Annotated in this window: 15 protein-coding genes; 8 read left to right on the forward strand and 7 right to left on the reverse strand. The window is 70.7% G+C overall.

Features of this window, described 5'->3' with window-relative positions; genetic code table 11:
* Window positions 1-15: 15 nt before the first annotated feature.
* Window positions 16-594: a MauE/DoxX family redox-associated membrane protein gene (locus Prum_RS35145; protein ID WP_173080650.1), complete on the forward strand. Its 579-nt coding sequence runs from the start codon at window positions 16-18 to the stop codon at window positions 592-594.
* Here the strand turns inward: Prum_RS35145 and Prum_RS49970 are convergent.
* On the reverse strand, window positions 586-924 hold the full coding sequence (locus Prum_RS49970) for a hypothetical protein (protein WP_218577490.1): 339 nt from the start codon (window positions 922-924) through the stop codon (window positions 586-588). The genes Prum_RS35145 and Prum_RS49970 overlap by 9 nt on opposite strands.
* On the opposite strand from Prum_RS49970, the gene Prum_RS35150 reads away from it, so the two are divergent.
* Window positions 913-3,393, forward strand: a complete 2,481-nt coding sequence (locus Prum_RS35150) for a BTAD domain-containing putative transcriptional regulator (protein ID WP_218577491.1) — start codon at window positions 913-915, stop codon at window positions 3,391-3,393. The genes Prum_RS49970 and Prum_RS35150 overlap by 12 nt on opposite strands.
* A 6-nt stretch (window positions 3,394-3,399) precedes the next feature.
* On the opposite strand, the gene Prum_RS35155 is transcribed toward Prum_RS35150, so the two are convergent.
* Window positions 3,400-3,855, reverse strand: a complete 456-nt coding sequence (locus Prum_RS35155; RefSeq protein WP_173080652.1) for a S26 family signal peptidase — start codon at window positions 3,853-3,855, stop codon at window positions 3,400-3,402.
* A gap of 199 nt (window positions 3,856-4,054) precedes the next feature.
* Here Prum_RS35155 and Prum_RS35160 point away from each other — a divergent pair, with 199 nt between their 5' ends.
* The 6 genes from Prum_RS35160 (at window position 4,055) to Prum_RS35185 (ending at window position 10,783) form a co-directional block, all read left to right on the forward strand.
* Window positions 4,055-4,243, forward strand: a complete 189-nt coding sequence (locus Prum_RS35160; protein ID WP_173080654.1) for a hypothetical protein — start codon at window positions 4,055-4,057, stop codon at window positions 4,241-4,243.
* Window positions 4,244-4,351: 108 nt separating this feature from the next.
* Window positions 4,352-4,864 carry a TlpA family protein disulfide reductase gene (locus Prum_RS35165; RefSeq protein WP_173080656.1) on the forward strand — a complete coding sequence of 171 codons (513 nt, stop codon included), beginning with the start codon at window positions 4,352-4,354 and terminating at the stop codon, window positions 4,862-4,864.
* Window positions 4,861-6,705, forward strand: a complete 1,845-nt coding sequence (locus Prum_RS35170; protein ID WP_246278294.1) for an ABC transporter ATP-binding protein — start codon at window positions 4,861-4,863, stop codon at window positions 6,703-6,705. The genes Prum_RS35165 and Prum_RS35170 overlap by 4 nt, the downstream gene beginning before the upstream one ends.
* A 13-nt stretch (window positions 6,706-6,718) precedes the next feature.
* Entirely contained in the window at window positions 6,719-7,462 is a 744-nt protein-coding gene (locus Prum_RS35175; protein WP_173080658.1) for a hypothetical protein, read from the forward strand.
* Between the two features lie 36 nt (window positions 7,463-7,498).
* A complete protein-coding gene (locus Prum_RS35180) occupies window positions 7,499-8,872 on the forward strand; it encodes a glycosyltransferase (RefSeq protein ID WP_173080660.1) in 1,374 nt (457 codons plus the stop codon).
* A 117-nt stretch (window positions 8,873-8,989) separates the two neighbouring features.
* The gene (locus Prum_RS35185) at window positions 8,990-10,783 is read left to right on the forward strand and encodes a glycoside hydrolase family 3 protein (protein WP_218577492.1); all 1,794 of its coding nucleotides are present in this window, start codon (window positions 8,990-8,992) and stop codon (window positions 10,781-10,783) included.
* Between the two features lie 54 nt (window positions 10,784-10,837).
* Here Prum_RS35185 and Prum_RS35190 read toward each other — a convergent pair whose 3' ends face one another.
* The 5 genes from Prum_RS35190 to Prum_RS52410 form a co-directional block, all read right to left on the reverse strand.
* Complete coding sequence (locus Prum_RS35190; protein WP_173080664.1) at window positions 10,838-11,635, reverse strand: DUF7689 domain-containing protein; 798 nt, start codon at window positions 11,633-11,635, stop codon at window positions 10,838-10,840.
* A 14-nt stretch (window positions 11,636-11,649) separates the two neighbouring features.
* A complete protein-coding gene (locus Prum_RS35195; RefSeq protein WP_173080666.1) occupies window positions 11,650-12,300 on the reverse strand; it encodes a RhiA family protein in 651 nt (216 codons plus the stop codon).
* Between the two features lie 192 nt (window positions 12,301-12,492).
* Window positions 12,493-13,203, reverse strand: a complete 711-nt coding sequence (locus Prum_RS35200; protein ID WP_173080668.1) for an AfsR/SARP family transcriptional regulator — start codon at window positions 13,201-13,203, stop codon at window positions 12,493-12,495.
* Window positions 13,204-13,365: 162 nt separating this feature from the next.
* Window positions 13,366-13,662 carry a cellulose binding domain-containing protein gene (locus Prum_RS52405; protein WP_308785443.1) on the reverse strand — a complete coding sequence of 99 codons (297 nt, stop codon included), beginning with the start codon at window positions 13,660-13,662 and terminating at the stop codon, window positions 13,366-13,368.
* Window positions 13,551-15,512: a carbohydrate-binding domain-containing protein gene (locus Prum_RS52410; RefSeq protein WP_246278295.1), complete on the reverse strand. Its 1,962-nt coding sequence runs from the start codon at window positions 15,510-15,512 to the stop codon at window positions 13,551-13,553. Before Prum_RS52410 ends, Prum_RS52405 begins: the two co-directional genes overlap by 112 nt.
* Between the last annotated feature and the right edge of the window lie 42 nt (window positions 15,513-15,554).

The following is a 15,554-nucleotide window of genomic DNA, read 5'->3' on the forward strand; positions in this document are numbered from 1 at the left end:
GTACGGTCGGGGACGATGTCGTACCTGTCATTGGGGTTGATGGCGACGCTGTGGTGCACGTTCGCCGCGTCCGCGTGGAGCAAGCTGCGCAGCCGTGCCGCCCAGAAGGCGTTCGCGGAGTCGCTGCGCCCGCTGCCGTTCGTACCGGCTGGCCTGGTGCACCGGGCGGCGGCGGCGACCACCATGGCGGAGGCCGGCGTCGTACTCGGCCTGGGCCTGGCCGTCGTGGCCGTGGCCGGCGGGTGGTCACCGGCGCGGCCGCTCGCGACGGTGATGCTCGCCCTGACCGGCGGCCTGCTGGCGGTGTTCACCGCGGGTGTGGCGCTCGCCGTGCGCCGCGACACCGGCGCGCGGTGCGCGTGCTTCGGCGCGGCGGAGCAGCCGTTGGGCGCCCGCCACCTGGTCCGAAACGGCCTGCTGCTGGCGGCGGTCGCGGTCGCGGTGCTGGGCATCGCCGCGGCCCGGGTGCAGCCGCTCGGGCTGGCCGGCGTGGCGGTGGCGTTGCCGGCCGGGGCGGTCGGCGCGCTGGTGCTGATCCGCCTGGACGACCTGATCTATCTGTTCACGCCGCGCCCGGTCCGCGGATCACCGTAGCGTGCCCGATGTGGAGTTGCGGCTGCTCGGGCCGGTAGAAGTCCGATCCGAGACCGGCGTGCTGATCCCACTGCGGCGGCGCCAGGAACGGCTCGCGCTGGCGGTGTTGCTGTTGGAGCCCGGCCGGGCGGTCCCCGTCGACCGCCTGGTCGACCTGCTCTGGAACCAGAAGCCGCCGCCGATGGCTCGGGCGGCGCTGCAGACCGTGATGTCGCACATCCGGACCGCGCTACGGTCGGCGACCGACGGTGCCGCCGACGAGTCGGTGCGGCTGCTGGCCCGGGGCGGGGCTACCTGCTGCAGGTCCGGCCGGAGTGCGTGGACCTGCACCGGTTCAACCGCCTCGTGGACGAGGCGCGCGCCGTTCAGGATCCCTCCGCGCGCTCCGCGCGGCTGGCCTCGGCGCTTGACCTGTGGCGAGGGCCGGCGCTCGGGGACGCGGCGACGGGCGACGCGCGCGAACGGTTGTGCAGTGAGCTGGAGGAGTCGCGATTCGCGGCGATCTCCGACCGGATCGACGCGGAGCTCGACGCCGGGCGGCACGCGGACGTGGTCGCCGAACTGTCCAGCCTCACCATCGAGCACCCGTTGCGGGAACGGCTGCACGGCCAGCTGATGATGGCCCTGTACCGGTGCGGCCGGCGCGCCGACGCCCTCGATGCCTTCCGCCGAGCTCGCCAGCTGCTCGTCACCGAGCTCGGCCTGGAACCGGGTCCGCAGCTGCGCGCGCTGGAGGCGTCCATCATCGCCGACACCGCCCGGACCGAGGACCTGCTCCCCGTGGGTACGCGGGCGCGCGTCGTGCCGGCCCAACTCCCGCCCGATCTGGCCAGTTTCGCCGGTCGTTCCGAGGAACTGCGCCGACTCGACGCGCTGCTGGCCGAGAATGGCAGCGCGACCGCACCCTCGATCTGCCTGGTCACCGGGACGGCCGGGGTGGGTAAGACGACGCTGGCGGTGCGTTGGGCGCAGCGGGCCCGCGATCGTTTTCCGGACGGCCAGATGTACCTGAACCTGCGCGGCTTCGATCCGGTCGACCCGCCGGCCGGCCCGAGCGAAACGCTGCCGGTACTGCTGCAGACACTGCAGGTGCCCGCGGAGCGGATCCCGGCCACGCTGGAGGCCCAGGTCGCCTCCTACCGCGGCCTCTTGGCCGGCCGGCGCATGTTGATCATCTTGGACAACGTCCGCGACGCGGACCAGGTGCGGCCGTTGCTGCCCGGGGCGCCCGGTTGTGCCGTCGTGATAACCAGCCGCAACCAACTCGCCAGCTTGCTGGTCGTCGACGGTGCCCGGTTGCTGCCGCTGGACCTGCTGTCCGCGGACGAGGCCCGCGAGCTGCTGGCCCACCGTCTCGGTGCCGAACGCGTCGCCGCCGAGGCCGGCGCGGTCGACGACATCATCGCCAAGTGCGCGCGACTGCCGTTGGCGTTGGCGATCGTGGCGGCCCGCGCGGCGACGCACCCGGCGTTCGCCCTCGCCGCGCTCGTCGGTGCGTCACACGATCCGCGCGTCAGCCTGGACACCCTCGACGGTGGCGACCAGGCCACCCGGGTACGCGCCGTCTTCTCCTGGTCCTACCAATCACTGAGCCACGGCGCGGCGCGGCTCTTCCGGCTGCTCGGCCTGCACCCCGGGCCCGACATCGCGGCGCCCGCCGCGGCGAGCCTCGCCGGCACGCCGATCGGGCCGGCGCGCCTGCTGCTGGACGAACTGGCCCGAGCGCATCTGGTCAGCGAGAACAGCCCCGGCCGGTACGGTTTCCACGACCTTCTGCGGGCGTATGCCGCGGAGCTCGCCCATACCCATGACCACGGCACCGAACGCCACGCGGCGCTGCACCGGCTGTTCGACCACTACCTGCACACCGCCCACGCGGCGCATCGACTGCTGACCCCGCATCGAGACCCGGTCGCGGTCGGCGTACCTGTGCCGGAGGTCGCCACGGAGCCTCTCACCGACGACGTACAGGCGCTTGCCTGGTTCGTCGCTGAGCGCGCCGTCCTGGTCGCCGTCGTGGCGCAGGCCGCCAAGGCAGGCTTCGACACCCACTCCTGGCAACTGGCCTGGGCGCTCACGGAGTTCTTCGCCCGGCAGGGCCACTGGCACGAGTGGGCTGCCACGCACCGCACCGCTCTGCAAGCCATCCATGGCCAGACCGACCACCTTGGACAGGCCCACACCCATCGGGGCCTCGCCATCGCGTACGCGCGGCTGAGCCGGCACGACGACGCGTTCACACACTTCAACCGGGCCCTTGAGCTGTTCACCGAGCTCGACGACCGGACCAGCCAGGGCCATACCCACCTTGGGGTGGCATGGCTGTTCGACCGCCAGGGCCGCCGTCCGCAGGCACTCGATCACGCGATCCAGGCCCTCGCCCTGTACCGCGAGGCAGGCAACGCGGCAGGACAGGCGAACGCCTTGAACGCCGTCGGCTGGTACCACGCCCAACTGGGCAACTACGAACAGACTCTGGTCCACTGTGAACCGGCCATCGCGCTGCACCGGGACTCCCGCGACCGCAGAGGCGAGGCCAGCACCTGGGACAGCCTCGGGTACGCCCACCGCCATCTCGGCCACCACGAACAGGCCACCGCCTGCGGTCGAAACGCCGTGGAGCTGTACCGCGAGATCGGCGACCGGTACAACGAAGCCGACACGCTCATCCGCCTCGGCGACACCCGGCACGCGGTGGGGGACCACCACACCGCTCGGGAGCACTGGCGCCGTGCCCTGACCATCCTGCACGAACTCGGCCACCCGGACGCCGGCGAAGCCCGAGCGAGGCTGGGCTAGCCGTACTCACAGGGGGCGCCCGCCGAGCCGGCGTACCGCCACGCCGAGGAGCCGAGCGGACTCGAAGAGCCCACGCTGCCGCGAGTCGACACCGTCCGGGTTGTCCCCGAAGACCACCAGCGAGCCGGCCGGCACCCGATCGACCCCCTCGACCGGGACATCATCGGGCACCGGGTCACCCGCGACCGCGACGACCCGTTTGATATTCCACCGCGGGCCAACCGGGCCACCGGGCCCGGTACCGGCGGATGCGTCCGCGGGCGGTTCCAGGACCACGACGTCGCCCGGACGGACCTCGGTCGCCGATCGACGGCGTACCACCACCCGGTCGCCGTCGACGAGGGTCGGCGCCATGCTCACGCCCTCCACCGTGACCACGACATACCGGCCGCGGACCGAACGCACGCCCAATGCGACCGCCAACCCGACAACGACCAGCACTCCCACCAACCACCCTGACATCGCAGCGATCCTAGGGCGACGTGTTGATCAGGGTGTGGCTCGGGCGTGTTGCGGTGTGTCGGGGGAGCCAGTCCCTGATCAACGCGATCTTGGAGGTTTGGCTCGCGGACCTGGGGCTCTCCTCGGTCAACCGTTTGACAAGGATTTGCCAAGTCGAGGGTGCCAAGCTCCGGTCCGATCTACACGGAGGAGGACCTCAATGACAGATAGCTTGCTTCGGTTCGCTGACCGGATGTTGGAGCGGCTGGTGCCGAAGGCCACCGCGAAGGCCGACTCCACCTACTGGGTCACCTGCTACTGCTCGGGTGGCACCAAGTGGATCAAGCGGTGTCACAACATCAACGGCACGACGAGTTGTGAGCCGTGCATCCTGGGCGGCGGCTGCTGAGCTGACGCTCTGCCCCGGGTCGGGTGGCTGACCGGCGCGCCCCCCGCGCAGGCCACCCGACCCGGGCGTGCCTCCGCCGCTCGCCCCGACACAGTTGAGGTACCCATGATGGCTTTTCTGGCCGCGGCCGTGGTGCTGCTCGCCGCGATCTGTCTGCTCAACCTGCTGCTCATCTTCGCGGTGCTGCGCCGGCTGCGGGAGCACACCGACGAACTGGACCGGCTGCGGTCGCGACCGGCCGATCCGGCGGCCGAGGAGGCGGGCGCGCTGATCGGGCGTAGCCTGTCCGACCTGGTGACCGCGACCGGCGACCGGCCCGAGCTGGTGGGCTTCTTCGACGCGGGTTGTTCGTCCTGCCACGAGCTGGCGCCGGACTTCGCGGTCGCCTCCCGGCGGGCTCCGAGCGTCGCGGTCGTCACCGGCACGGGGCAAGGGGTCGACGAGTTGGTCGCCCTGCTGGCGGGCGGTCCGACCGTGCTGCTGGGCAAGCGGGCCACCGACGTGTCGGCCAGCGTGGGCATCCGGGCGTACCCCACCTTCGTGCGGGTCGACGCCGAAGGCACCGTACTGCACGCGCAACTGACCACAGTGGATGGCCTGATGGCGACGGCGCCGGCGTGACACCGCCGGTCGGCCCGCCGTCACCCGACGCGCGGCGGCTGATCCGGCACGCCGGGACGGCATGGTGGCTCTGCTGGTGCGCCGGGCGCGGCCAGACCGTTGGACACCTGGTGGTCGCCGGCCTGGCCGGTCTCCTGCCAGCCGGCACGACCTGGTTGACGAAGCTGCTCGTGGACGGGCTCACCGCCGGACGGTCCGGGGCCGTGCTGGGCTGGGCGGCCGGGCTGGCCGCGATCGGGCTGGCCGTCGCCGCGCTGCCGCACCTGACCGGCTATCTGCACGCCGAACTGAGCCGCCGGCTCGACCGGCTGATGCAGGACGAGCTGTACACGGCGGTCAACCGGTTCCAGGGTCTGTCGCGGTTCGAGAACCCGCACTTCCTCGACCAGCTCCGGATGGCCACGCAGGCGACGGGCGGCTCGCTGGGACCGGTGACGACCGGGTTGTTCGACAGCGTACGCAACGTCATCACGCTGGTGAGCCTGCTGGCGACGCTGTCCGTCCTGAGCCCGGTGATGGCGGCCGTGGTCACCGCGGCGGCGGTGCCGGTGTTGATCGCCCGGGTGAGACTGTCCAAGCGGCGGGTGACGGTGCTCGCCGGGCTCTCCGCGGCCGGGCGGCGGCAGCTCTTCTACTCCTCGCTCATCACCGATGTCCAGGCCGCCAAGGAGATCCGCCTCTTCGGGCTGGGCGACTTCCTCCGGCAGCGGCTGCTCGGGCAGCTGGACATCATCCAAGCCGGCGAGCGCCGGCTCGATCGCCGGGAGGCCCTGACCCAGGCGCTCCTCGCACTCTTCTCGGCGGGGGTCGCCGGCCTCGGGCTCGTCTGGGCGGCCCGATCCGCCACGGCGGGCCACCTGAGCGTGGGTGACGTGATGGCCTTCGTCGCCGCCGTGGCCGGCGCACAGGCTGCCCTGGTTGGGCTGGTCGACAACCTGGCCACCGCACACCAGGCCCTGCTGCTGTTCGGCTATCACGCGGCGGTGACGGCGCTGCCGGACGACCTCCCGCCGCCTCGGGCGGCGGCCCTGGCACCCCTGCGCCGCGGGATCGAGCTACGCGACGTGTGGTTCCGCTACGACGAGAGCCTTCCGTGGGTGCTGCGCGGGGTCGATCTGACCATCCCGTACGGCCGATCGGTCGCGCTGGTCGGGCTCAACGGCGCCGGCAAGAGCACCCTTGTCAAGCTGTTGTGCCGGTTCTACGACCCGACCCGTGGAGTGATCTTGTGGGACGGCGTGGACATCCGGCACGTCCCCGTCGGCGAGCTCCGCCGCCGGATGGGCGTCCTCTTCCAGGACTTCATGAGCTACGACCTGACGGCGGCCGAGAACGTCGGGATCGGTGAACTGGACGCGCTGCAGGACCGCTCCCGGATCACCACCGCCGCTCGGATGGCCCACGCCGACACCATCGTCGAGGCCCTGCCGCGCGGGTACGACACGCTGCTGAGCCGGATCTTCTTCGGCCAACCGGACGAGGACGATCCGGCGGCGGGAGTAACCCTGTCCGGCGGGCAGTGGCAGCGGCTGGCCCTGGCCCGCACGCTCCTGCGCGACGGCCGTGACCTGCTCATCCTCGACGAACCCAGCTCCGGCCTGGACGCGCAGGCCGAACATCGGGTACACCGCCGGCTGCAGGAGCACCGGGCGGGGCGTACCAGCCTGCTGATCTCGCACCGGCTCGGGGCGGTCCGGGACGCCGACCTGATCGTGGTCCTGGGCGGCGGGCTGATCCTCGAACAGGGCACGCACGACGAGCTGATCGCCGCCGGTGGCGAGTACGCCCAACTGTTCACCGTCCAGGCCAGCGGCTACCGGGTCCACCCCGTACCCCTGTGATATCCCTGATGCCGTGGAGTTCTCCGCGTTGGCCGCCGCGAGGGATCTGGAGCGTCGCTGGGGGCTGACCCTGGTCTCGTTCGCGCGGAGCGGGTCGGCTGCCCCGCTGCTGCGGCTTCAGCGGCTCGTGCAGAAGGTGCTGGACCGTCACCTGGTCGTCGGGTCGGACGAGCCGTTGGTCGAGTTCTACGACATCGAACAGCTGCACTGCACGCACCTGACGCTGACCCGTAGCAGCGCCTGGGGACCCGTCCGCCTCGCCGACTTCGTGAAGCCAGGAATTGAAACGCAGCGATTGTGCGACATCCTGGCGCGCGAGACGGAGGGACTCGGCACCATCACGGTCAGGCTTGACCGGTTGGATCTGTCCGACAATGGGTTCCAGCTGCTCGGTAGCTGCGCCGACGACGATTCGACGGGACGAAGGTCCGGGTTGCTGGACCGCCTGAACACGCGGCTTCCCCGTTATTTCAATCTGGGTCGGCGGGCGTGGGATACCGATCCGGCTCGGCACGGGTTCGTGCACATGCGCTTGGGCTTCATGAAGCGTCCTTGCCGCGACTACGACTCGCTCGTTGACGATGTGGCGAGGCTATTCGTCGATCCGATCACGCTGACTTTCGCCGACGTCACGCTGGTTCATCACCGCTACCGGTCGCTCCGTGCACCACATGCCGGATCGTTGCGGTTCCCGCTGAACGGCCGGGTGAGGAGCGACCGTGTGGCTCCGTCGTTCGGGCACCTCAACCTGATGTAGCCTTTTGCGCCGTACCCCGAAAGGCAGGGAGGCGTGATGGGCGACCGGCTGATCTTTCAGCTCGGCACCAACAACTGGCAACGCGGTGGCGAGTTCGCTCCGGGATCGGGAATCCTGCACGAGGCGCACCACCACGCGTACAACGCGCTGCCCGGCTTGCGGTGTTACTCGATGTATCCCTCGCGGCGGCAGCGGTTCCAGGAAGAGTACGTGCGGGTCTTCGCGCTCGACCATGACATCCCGATCTGCGAATCCATCTCTCCGGTCAGCAACTATCGCTGGCACGGCATGAGCGAGGCGGAGGTCGCCGCGTACCGCAAGCGGCTGACCGACGAGGTCGCGAGCTGGATGGACGAGATCGAGGAGACGACCGGCGACCGGTTTGAGCTCGCGATCGCCCACCACGCCTTCATGAATACGGTGGTGATGCGCGACGTGATCCGGCGCCGCGCCGAGGCGGGCCGGGGCACGATGCCTCTGCTCTGCTTCACGCACGGCACCGAGCTGAAGATGTACGCCAACGAGCAGCGCGGTGATCGACCCGACGAGTTCCCGTCGCGTTTCCTGCCGTTCATGCGGGACGAGAAGATCTTCGACTACGCCGACCCGGCCCACGGCGTCGACGTGGTGGCGACGATCTCGGCCGAGCAGGTCGAGGCGTTTCTCGCGGTGTTCCCGGAGTTCCCGCGCGACCGCGTGGTGCTCTCGCCGAACGGCTACAACCAGGACATCTTCCGCAGGCTGACCGAGCCGACCGACGTGTACGCCGATCGCGCGAACGTGCTGTCCGGCTTCCTGACCCAGCCGCCCGAGGGCAGTGACCGGAAGCCCGAACCGGTGGCGCCGCCGGACGGGTTCGACGCGGTGGTGGCGTTCTGCGGCAAGTTCGCCGACTGGAAGCGGCTCGACGCCCTGCTCCGCGCCGCGGCCATCTACGAGCAGCACGAGCTGCGGATCCTCACCCTGGTGATCGGCTCCGGACCGGTCGAGGCGCAAGTCCAGATGCACGACCTCGCCGCCGACCTCGGCCTGCGGCGGACCTACTTCGTCGGCCCGCGGCCGCAGGACGAGCTCGCGCTGCTGTTCAACTGCGCCGATATCGGCTGCTTCCCGTCCTATCGCGAGCCCTTCGGCCTGGTGTTCATCGAATGCATGGCCTGCGGCACGCCCGTGATCGGCGCCGACTCCGGCGGGCCGCGCGACTTCGTGACCCCCGAGGTCGGCGTGCTGGTGCCGGAGACCGACGATCGGCAGGAGCTCGCGGCGTCGCTCGCCGCCGCGGTGATCCGTTCTCTCGACGAGGGCTGGAAGGGCGCCAAGGGCCCAGCCGCCGAGGCGTACGCCACGGAGAACTTCAGCCTGGTGAGCCAGGTGTCGAAGCTGCTCGAGGATGTCGACCGCCTGACATAGACGTACCGATCACTATTCTCAAGGGGTATACACGACAGGTAGAGCTGTCTAGCCCCGGAGGTTGGCATGTGCCATCGGATCGGTCGGCGAGCCTTGTTCGCTGTCGTGTTGGTTGGTGTGCTTCTGTCGTCCGCGGCCGTGCCGTCCGCCGCCCTGGGCCAGCCGGCTCAGGCCGGCGCGGGGGAGCGCGGCAAGATCATGAGGCTGCTTCGGCACATGACGCTGGAGGAGAAGGTCGGGCAGCTGTTCGTCGTCGAGGTCTACGGCCAGGACGCCCAGACCGTGACCGAGACCGCGGCCGCGGGCAACCAGAGGCTGTACGGCGTCAGCACCCCGGCGCAGGTCATCGACAAGTACAAGCCGGGCGGCGTCATCTACTACACCGAGGGCCGCGGCCCGGACAACCTGCGGAATCCGCGGCAGATCGCCACGCTGTCCAACGGGTTGCAGGCGGCGGCGACCGGCCAGCGGCGACCGATCCCGCTGCTGATCGCCACCGACCAGGAGGGCGGCTCCCTCGTCTTCCGGCTCTCCGCGCCGGCGACGGCGATGCCGGGCAACATGGCTCTCGGCGCCGGGCGGTCGGCGGCTGACGCGTACCGCTCCGCCGAGGTCATCGGCGCCGAGCTGGCGGCGGTCGGGATCAACCAGAACTACGCGCCCGTCGCCGATGTCAACGTCAACCCGGCCAACCCGGTCATCGGGATCCGGTCCGTCGGCGAGGACCCGGATCTGGTTTCCGACCTGGTTGCCGCTCAGGTCGACGGCTACCACGACGGCGGCGTGGCGGCCGTGGCCAAGCACTTCCCGGGGCACGGCGACACCGCCGTCGACAGCCACTTCGGACTGCCCGAGGTCACCCACACGCGCGCACAGCTGGAGGCCATCGACCTGCCTCCGTTCCGGGCGGCGATCGACGAACGCGTCGACGCGATCATGACCGCGCACGTCGTGCTCCGCTCGGTCGATCCCAGCGGCGCCCCGGCGACCATGTCCAAATCCATCCTCACCGGACTGCTGCGCAAGCGGCTGGACTACGACGGGCTCATCGTCACCGACGCGCTCGACATGCGCGGCGCCACGAGCACATACCCACCGCATGTCGCGCCGGTCGAAGCGGTCAAGGCCGGCGCCGACCAGCTCGTGCTCGCGCCGCAGATGGACGTCGCCTACAACGCGGTGCTCGACGCCGTCCGCAGCGGGCAGATCTCGATGCGACGCCTCGACGAGTCCGTGTACCGGATCCTGCGCGTGAAGCTGAAGCGTGGGCTGTTCGCCGATCCGTTGGTCGACGTCGAGCTGGCGGAGAAGGTCGTGGGCGCGCCCGGCCACCTCGCCGACGCGCAGGTCATCACGGATCGCACCACGACCCTCGTCAAGAACGACGCCGGCGTGCTGCCGCTGACCGGCGACCCGCGCAGCGTTCTCGTGACGGGCTGGGGCGTGACGACGACGAGAACGCTCGGCGAAGCGGTCCGCCGGCGGGGCCAGACCGTCACGGTCCTGGAAACCGGTCTGACGCCGAGCCCGGCCAGGATCGCCGAGGCGGTCGCGGCCGCGGCGGCGAACCACCTCGTGGTGGTGTCGACGAACAACGCGGCGGGCATCGACGCCACCACCGGGCTGCCCACCGCGTCGGCGGCCGCCCAGCAGGCCCTGATCACGGCGCTGCTCGCGACCGGCGTGCCGATCGTGGTCTCGGCGATGCGCAACCCCTACGACATCTCACGCCTCACCGGCGTGTCGACCTTCCTCGCGACGTACGGCTACACGGCCGGCGCGGTCGAGTCCCTGACCCGCGTGCTGTTCGGGGAGGTCAACCCCGCCGGCAGGCTACCCGTCACGATCCCCCGGGCGGATGGGTCCGGTGCCCTCTATCCCTTCGGGCACGGGCTCCGCTACGGCAGCTGAACCGGGCCGGGCGCCGCGGCCGGGGGGCCGCGACGCCCGGGTAGGGGAACGTGGTCAGAGGCTGGCGAGCCACGCCCGGATCGCGCGGTCGCGGCGGGACTGCTCGCTTTCCGCCGGTGCGCCGGGCGGCACCGGATCGCGGTACTGCTCCAGCAGCGGCACCAGGAAGAACCCGTCCGGCTGGGTCATCTCCTCGATGATCAGCGGGACGATGCCGTCCCCGAGGCCGACCACCGCCTCGAACTCCGGGCCGGTCGCGAAGTCGTACGTGTTCTCGCTGGTCAGCAGCTCCGGTCCGTCCCAGGTCGCCTTCCAGGCCGTCAGCCGCTCGTCGAAGGCGGCCTTGAGACCCGGATCCACCCGGCCCGACTGCTCGGCGATCTGCCGCAACTCGTCGTCGCCGTACTCCGGCATGGACACCCCCTCGGTCTCCTCGCCCCGTGCGAAGCTCGGCAGGAAGTGGGTGAGCACCGTGCCGTAGCGCGTGCCCACCAACTGGTCGCGCCCGTGCGTGATGCGGAACCACCGGCCCAGCTTGGACTCCCACAGTCCAGTCTGCGGCCTCGTGGTCGACTGGCGGCTGCCGTGGGTCATCTCGGCACCGTCGTCCTTGCCCCAACCGTCGACGGAGGCGGTGTCGGCGGGCGCCACCACGAAGCCTTCCGTGCCGTACTGCTGCTCGAACGCGGTCAGCGGCGAGTCCGGGTTGATCCACTGCCGCAGGCCCATCGAGTACCCGATGCAGTTGTACTGGCGGGTCGGCTCGTCGGTGATCTCGACGTCGTGCCAGACGAGGCCGGGGAAACGGCGGGCGAGCTCGCGCCATTCGTACTCATTCGGTGGACGTGCCATGACAACCCTCCTCCTCAGGACGTCGAGACGGACCAGGTGTGGTCCGGGTTGAAGGTGGCGACGAGCGAGGTGACGCCGGCGAACTGCAGCTCGACGGCGTTGCTGATCTCCTCCTCCAGCACCTGGCCCTGCTGCATGCTCACGCTGGCGGCGACGTAGTACGTCGGGTCGGGCGTGAACTCCGCGGTGATGTTGGTCAGCGCGGGCAGCGCGAACGTGCCGGCGTTGGACATGCCGATGCCGACCGACGCGATGCCGTTCGGCACCGAGGAGTCGCTGCTCACGTAGAGCGTCCCGGGCGATGGGAGCACCAGCAGGCCGTCGTTGGTGAACTCGAAGTAGTCCTGCTCTTGGTGGTAGGACAGGATGGCCTGGTCGCCGGCCTTGGACGCGGTCGCCAGCCCCGCGACGAACGGGTCCGCCGGGAACGACTGGCTGGCCTCGAAGACCACGCCGGGCGTCAGGTCGCCGGTGTTCGACCACATGAAGTTGTAGTCCAGCTCCCAGGTGAACTTGGCCTGGCTGTGCGCCGCCGTGTACTTGGTGAACCACGCCAGCGAGACCAGCGCCGGGCTGTTGAGGTTGAGCAGCGGGTTCTTCTGGAACGTGAAGATGTCCCAGGGCTCGTTCGAGTCGTTCCTGACGGTCAGGTTGTAGGTGGTCATGTCCCATCTCCGTTCTCGATCGCCGATCTGGCGTGCCCGAAGACAACCAGCCGGCCCGCCTCGGACCCGCCGGAGCGCCATGGCCGTACCGGCCCCAGGGCGTGACCGGTACGTGACCGGAGCGTCACCGTGGCGTCACGGCCGCCGCTCGCGTGGATCTTCAGGATCGGCGGAGCGTCACCGGGGCGTCACTCAATCAACAAGATTTGGTGCATACCGGGACAGGAGGGAGCGCAGCCCGACGCCCGGCTCGATGCCCAGATCGCGGCGGACCAGGCGCTCGTACCGGCGGTACTGCCGCAGCGCCTCGTGCACGTTGCGCTGGCGCAGGTGCAGCTCGACCATGAGCTGCTGTGCGCTCTCCCGGAGCGGGTCGATCTCGGTGACCTGGAGCAGGTACGGCAGCGCCTCCGCCGGTCGCCCGGCGGTGAGCAGTCGCTCCGCCACCGACTCGAACGCCTGTACGGTCAGTAGCCGGATCCGCTCCCGGGCGTCCTCCAGCCACTCCTCGTCCCAGCCGGGCAGCAGCTCGCGGCCACTGCCTCGCGGCGGCGGTGGACGGTCGCCGGCGCTGGCGACCGTCTGGGTCGCCCAGTCGGTCACCTGCTGCACGTCCACCGCGACCAGCTCCGAGATGGCCAGCGTCTCCCCGCCGACGAGGACGAACTCGTCGGCGGCGCGATGCAACCGCCACAGCGCCGTACGCAGGTCGGAGCTGGCGCGCGACTGCGGGACATCCGGCCAGAGCGCGCCGGAGACCTGCTGCCGGCTGGCCGCGGAGTGGATGGCCAGGAAGGCGAGCACGCGGGCGGCACTGCGGGGGAGCGTTACGGGGTGCTCGCCGCGCCGCGCGCGGAACGGACCGAGCAGGTGCAACGACAACTGCGCGGCCAGCCCGGTCACCCCCCGATGTCGGTGCACAAAGGGTATTTATCGGGCAACCATGCGTAACGGAAACGCTTTGTCAATCCTTCGATAGCGGTGTCTGGGCCTTGGACAACGCCGCTCAGGCCCGCCCAAAGGCTGGCCGCCCGGCGCGAGCCGGGCGGCCAGCGGGGCCTAGGTTCAGGCCACGGTGCAGCTGGCGTTGTTGAGCGTGAACGCGGTCGGCTTGGCGTTCGTGCCCGTCCAGCTCGCGGTGAAGCCGAAGGCGGCGGTGCCGTTGGGGGCGATGGTTCCGTTCCACCCGGCGTTGGTGGCCGTCACCTGGGCGCCGGACTGGGTGTAGGTGGTGTTCCACGCCTGGTTGATCAGTTGCCCGTTGGCGAAGCTCCAGCGCAGCGTCCAGCCGTTGACGGCCGTCGTGCCGGTGTTGGCGATCGTGACGTCGCCCTGGAACCCGCCGGTCCACTGGCTGGTGATGGTGTAGGTGACCCGGCAGGCGGCGGTACCGGGGTGGTGCCGGGCGTGGTCGGGGTGACGGTGGTCGGCGCCGGGCCGGGGGTCGTCGGGCTCGCGGAGGTCGGGCCGGTCGTCACGCTCGTGCCGGTGGCCGTCGCGGTGCCGGCCAGGGTGGCGCCGGTGACGCTTCCGCCGGGGTACAGCCCGCCCACGGGGGTACCGGAGACGCTGCCTCCGGTGTACACGTTGTAGCTGCGCCCGCCGATGACCTGGCTGGACGAGAGGGTGATCTGCTGGAACGCCTTCGTCGCCCGGTAGGCGGCGATCACGGTGGTGCCCGACGCGACCTGAACGATGCTGTTGGCGGCCTGGGTGGCCGCGAACCGGTAGGTGATCCAGCGCTGCGGCGAGGTGTTGGCGATGGTACCGGTGACGGCGGTCAGGCCGGTGGCGAAGGTGGTGCCGCCGGTGAAGGTGACGGGGCCGTTGGAGTCGAGGCCGCCCTCACCGCCGGCGCGGGTGGCCGAGCCGTGCGCGGCGACGGTGCCGCCGGAGATGGTGAGCGTCCCGTTGGTGTCGATGGCGTCGGTGCCGCCGTTGGTCGCCACCGAGCCGCCGGTGATCCGGATGAACGCGTTGGGCGCCACGGCGAACTCGTTGACGCCCTCTTCGGCGGAGTTGAGCCCGTCGTCGGTGGAGTTGACGTTGACGACGCCACCGCTGATGGTGAGCTTGAGCGCCTCCAACCCCTCGTACGAGTTGGTCACGTTGATCGTGCCGGCGGTGACGTCCAGCGTGGTCTCGCCGTGCACCGCGTCGTCGGCGGTGGCGAGGGTGAGCGTGCCGCCGTCGATGGCGATCGCGATGTCGGAGTTGAGGGCGTCGTCGGCGGCGTCCACTGTGATCTGTCCACCGCCGGTGACGATGAGGACGCCGGCCTTGAGGCCCTTGGCGGACGCGTCAGCGGGCAGGGTCGCGGTGCGCCCGCCGCCGGCCCGGACGGTGAGCGTGCCGCCGGTGGTGATCACGTCGGTCTCGCCGTGCACGCCGTCGCCGGCCGCGGTGACGTTGACCGTGCCGTTGGTCAGGAGCACGTACCCGAGGGTGGCGTCACCGTCCTCATCGGACTTCAGCCCGTCGCCGGCGCGGGTGGTGACGGTGATGGTGCCGCCGTTGACCACCAGGTAGTCCTTGCCCCGGATGCCCTCGTCGACCGCGGTCACGGTGATCGTGCCAGCGGCGATGACCAGGCCGTCCTTGCTGGTGATGCCGTCGTACGCGTTGCCGGTCACGGTCAGCGAGCCGGTGCCGGCGATGGTGAGGTCCGCCGTGCTGAACAGCGCGGCGTTGGGCTCGTCGGTGCTCGCGTCGGGGTACACGTAGCTGGTGGCGTCGGACAGCCGGTTGGTGGTGCCGGCGTTCAGGAACACCATCACCTCGCCGGCGTCCACGACGTTGATGGCGGAGCTGGTCGAGTTGGCGATGGTGACGCCGTTCAGGATCAGCCGGACGATCCCGGACTCGGTGGTGTTGACCACGATCTGGCCGTTGGTGAGCGAGCCGCTCAGCTGGTACGTGCCCGCCCCGGTGATCGTCACGACGCCGCCGCTGACCGAGACGTCGGAGCTGGCGCTCGTCGCGCTCGAACCGGTCAGGGTGATGGCCGCGACGTCCGCGGAGTTCCACGAGTGGTCGGCGGGATCGTCGTGGTCCGCCGCGTTGGCCGCGATGGCGGCCGCCGCCGCGTCACCCGCGGCGAGCACCCCCACGTCGTCGGTCTCCGCCGCGGCGCCGGTGACCGCGCCCATCCACGCGGTGACCGATATCGCCGCGGCGGCGATGGGGATGGCGAACTTCCGGGTACGTCGCATCTTCCGTCCTGTCCTGTGGTAGCTGGCCGCGCGGCCAGCGGG

Origin of the sequence: Phytohabitans rumicis (assembly GCF_011764445.1) — a bacterium.
Lineage (GTDB): Bacteria > Actinomycetota > Actinomycetes > Mycobacteriales > Micromonosporaceae > Phytohabitans > Phytohabitans rumicis.

Coding starts and splice junctions, on each gene's coding strand:
- Prum_RS35145 (WP_173080650.1), top strand. CDS start 16: ATGTCGTACCTGTCATTGGGGTTGATGGCGACGCTGTGGTGCACGTTC.
- Prum_RS35155 (WP_173080652.1), bottom strand. CDS start 3,855: ATGTCAGGGTGGTTGGTGGGAGTGCTGGTCGTTGTCGGGTTGGCGGTC.
- Prum_RS35160 (WP_173080654.1), top strand. CDS start 4,055: ATGACAGATAGCTTGCTTCGGTTCGCTGACCGGATGTTGGAGCGGCTG.
- Prum_RS35165 (WP_173080656.1), top strand. CDS start 4,352: ATGGCTTTTCTGGCCGCGGCCGTGGTGCTGCTCGCCGCGATCTGTCTG.
- Prum_RS35180 (WP_173080660.1), top strand. CDS start 7,499: ATGGGCGACCGGCTGATCTTTCAGCTCGGCACCAACAACTGGCAACGC.
- Prum_RS35190 (WP_173080664.1), bottom strand. CDS start 11,635: ATGGCACGTCCACCGAATGAGTACGAATGGCGCGAGCTCGCCCGCCGT.
- Prum_RS35195 (WP_173080666.1), bottom strand. CDS start 12,300: ATGACCACCTACAACCTGACCGTCAGGAACGACTCGAACGAGCCCTGG.
- Prum_RS52410 (WP_246278295.1), bottom strand. CDS start 15,512: ATGCGACGTACCCGGAAGTTCGCCATCCCCATCGCCGCCGCGGCGATA.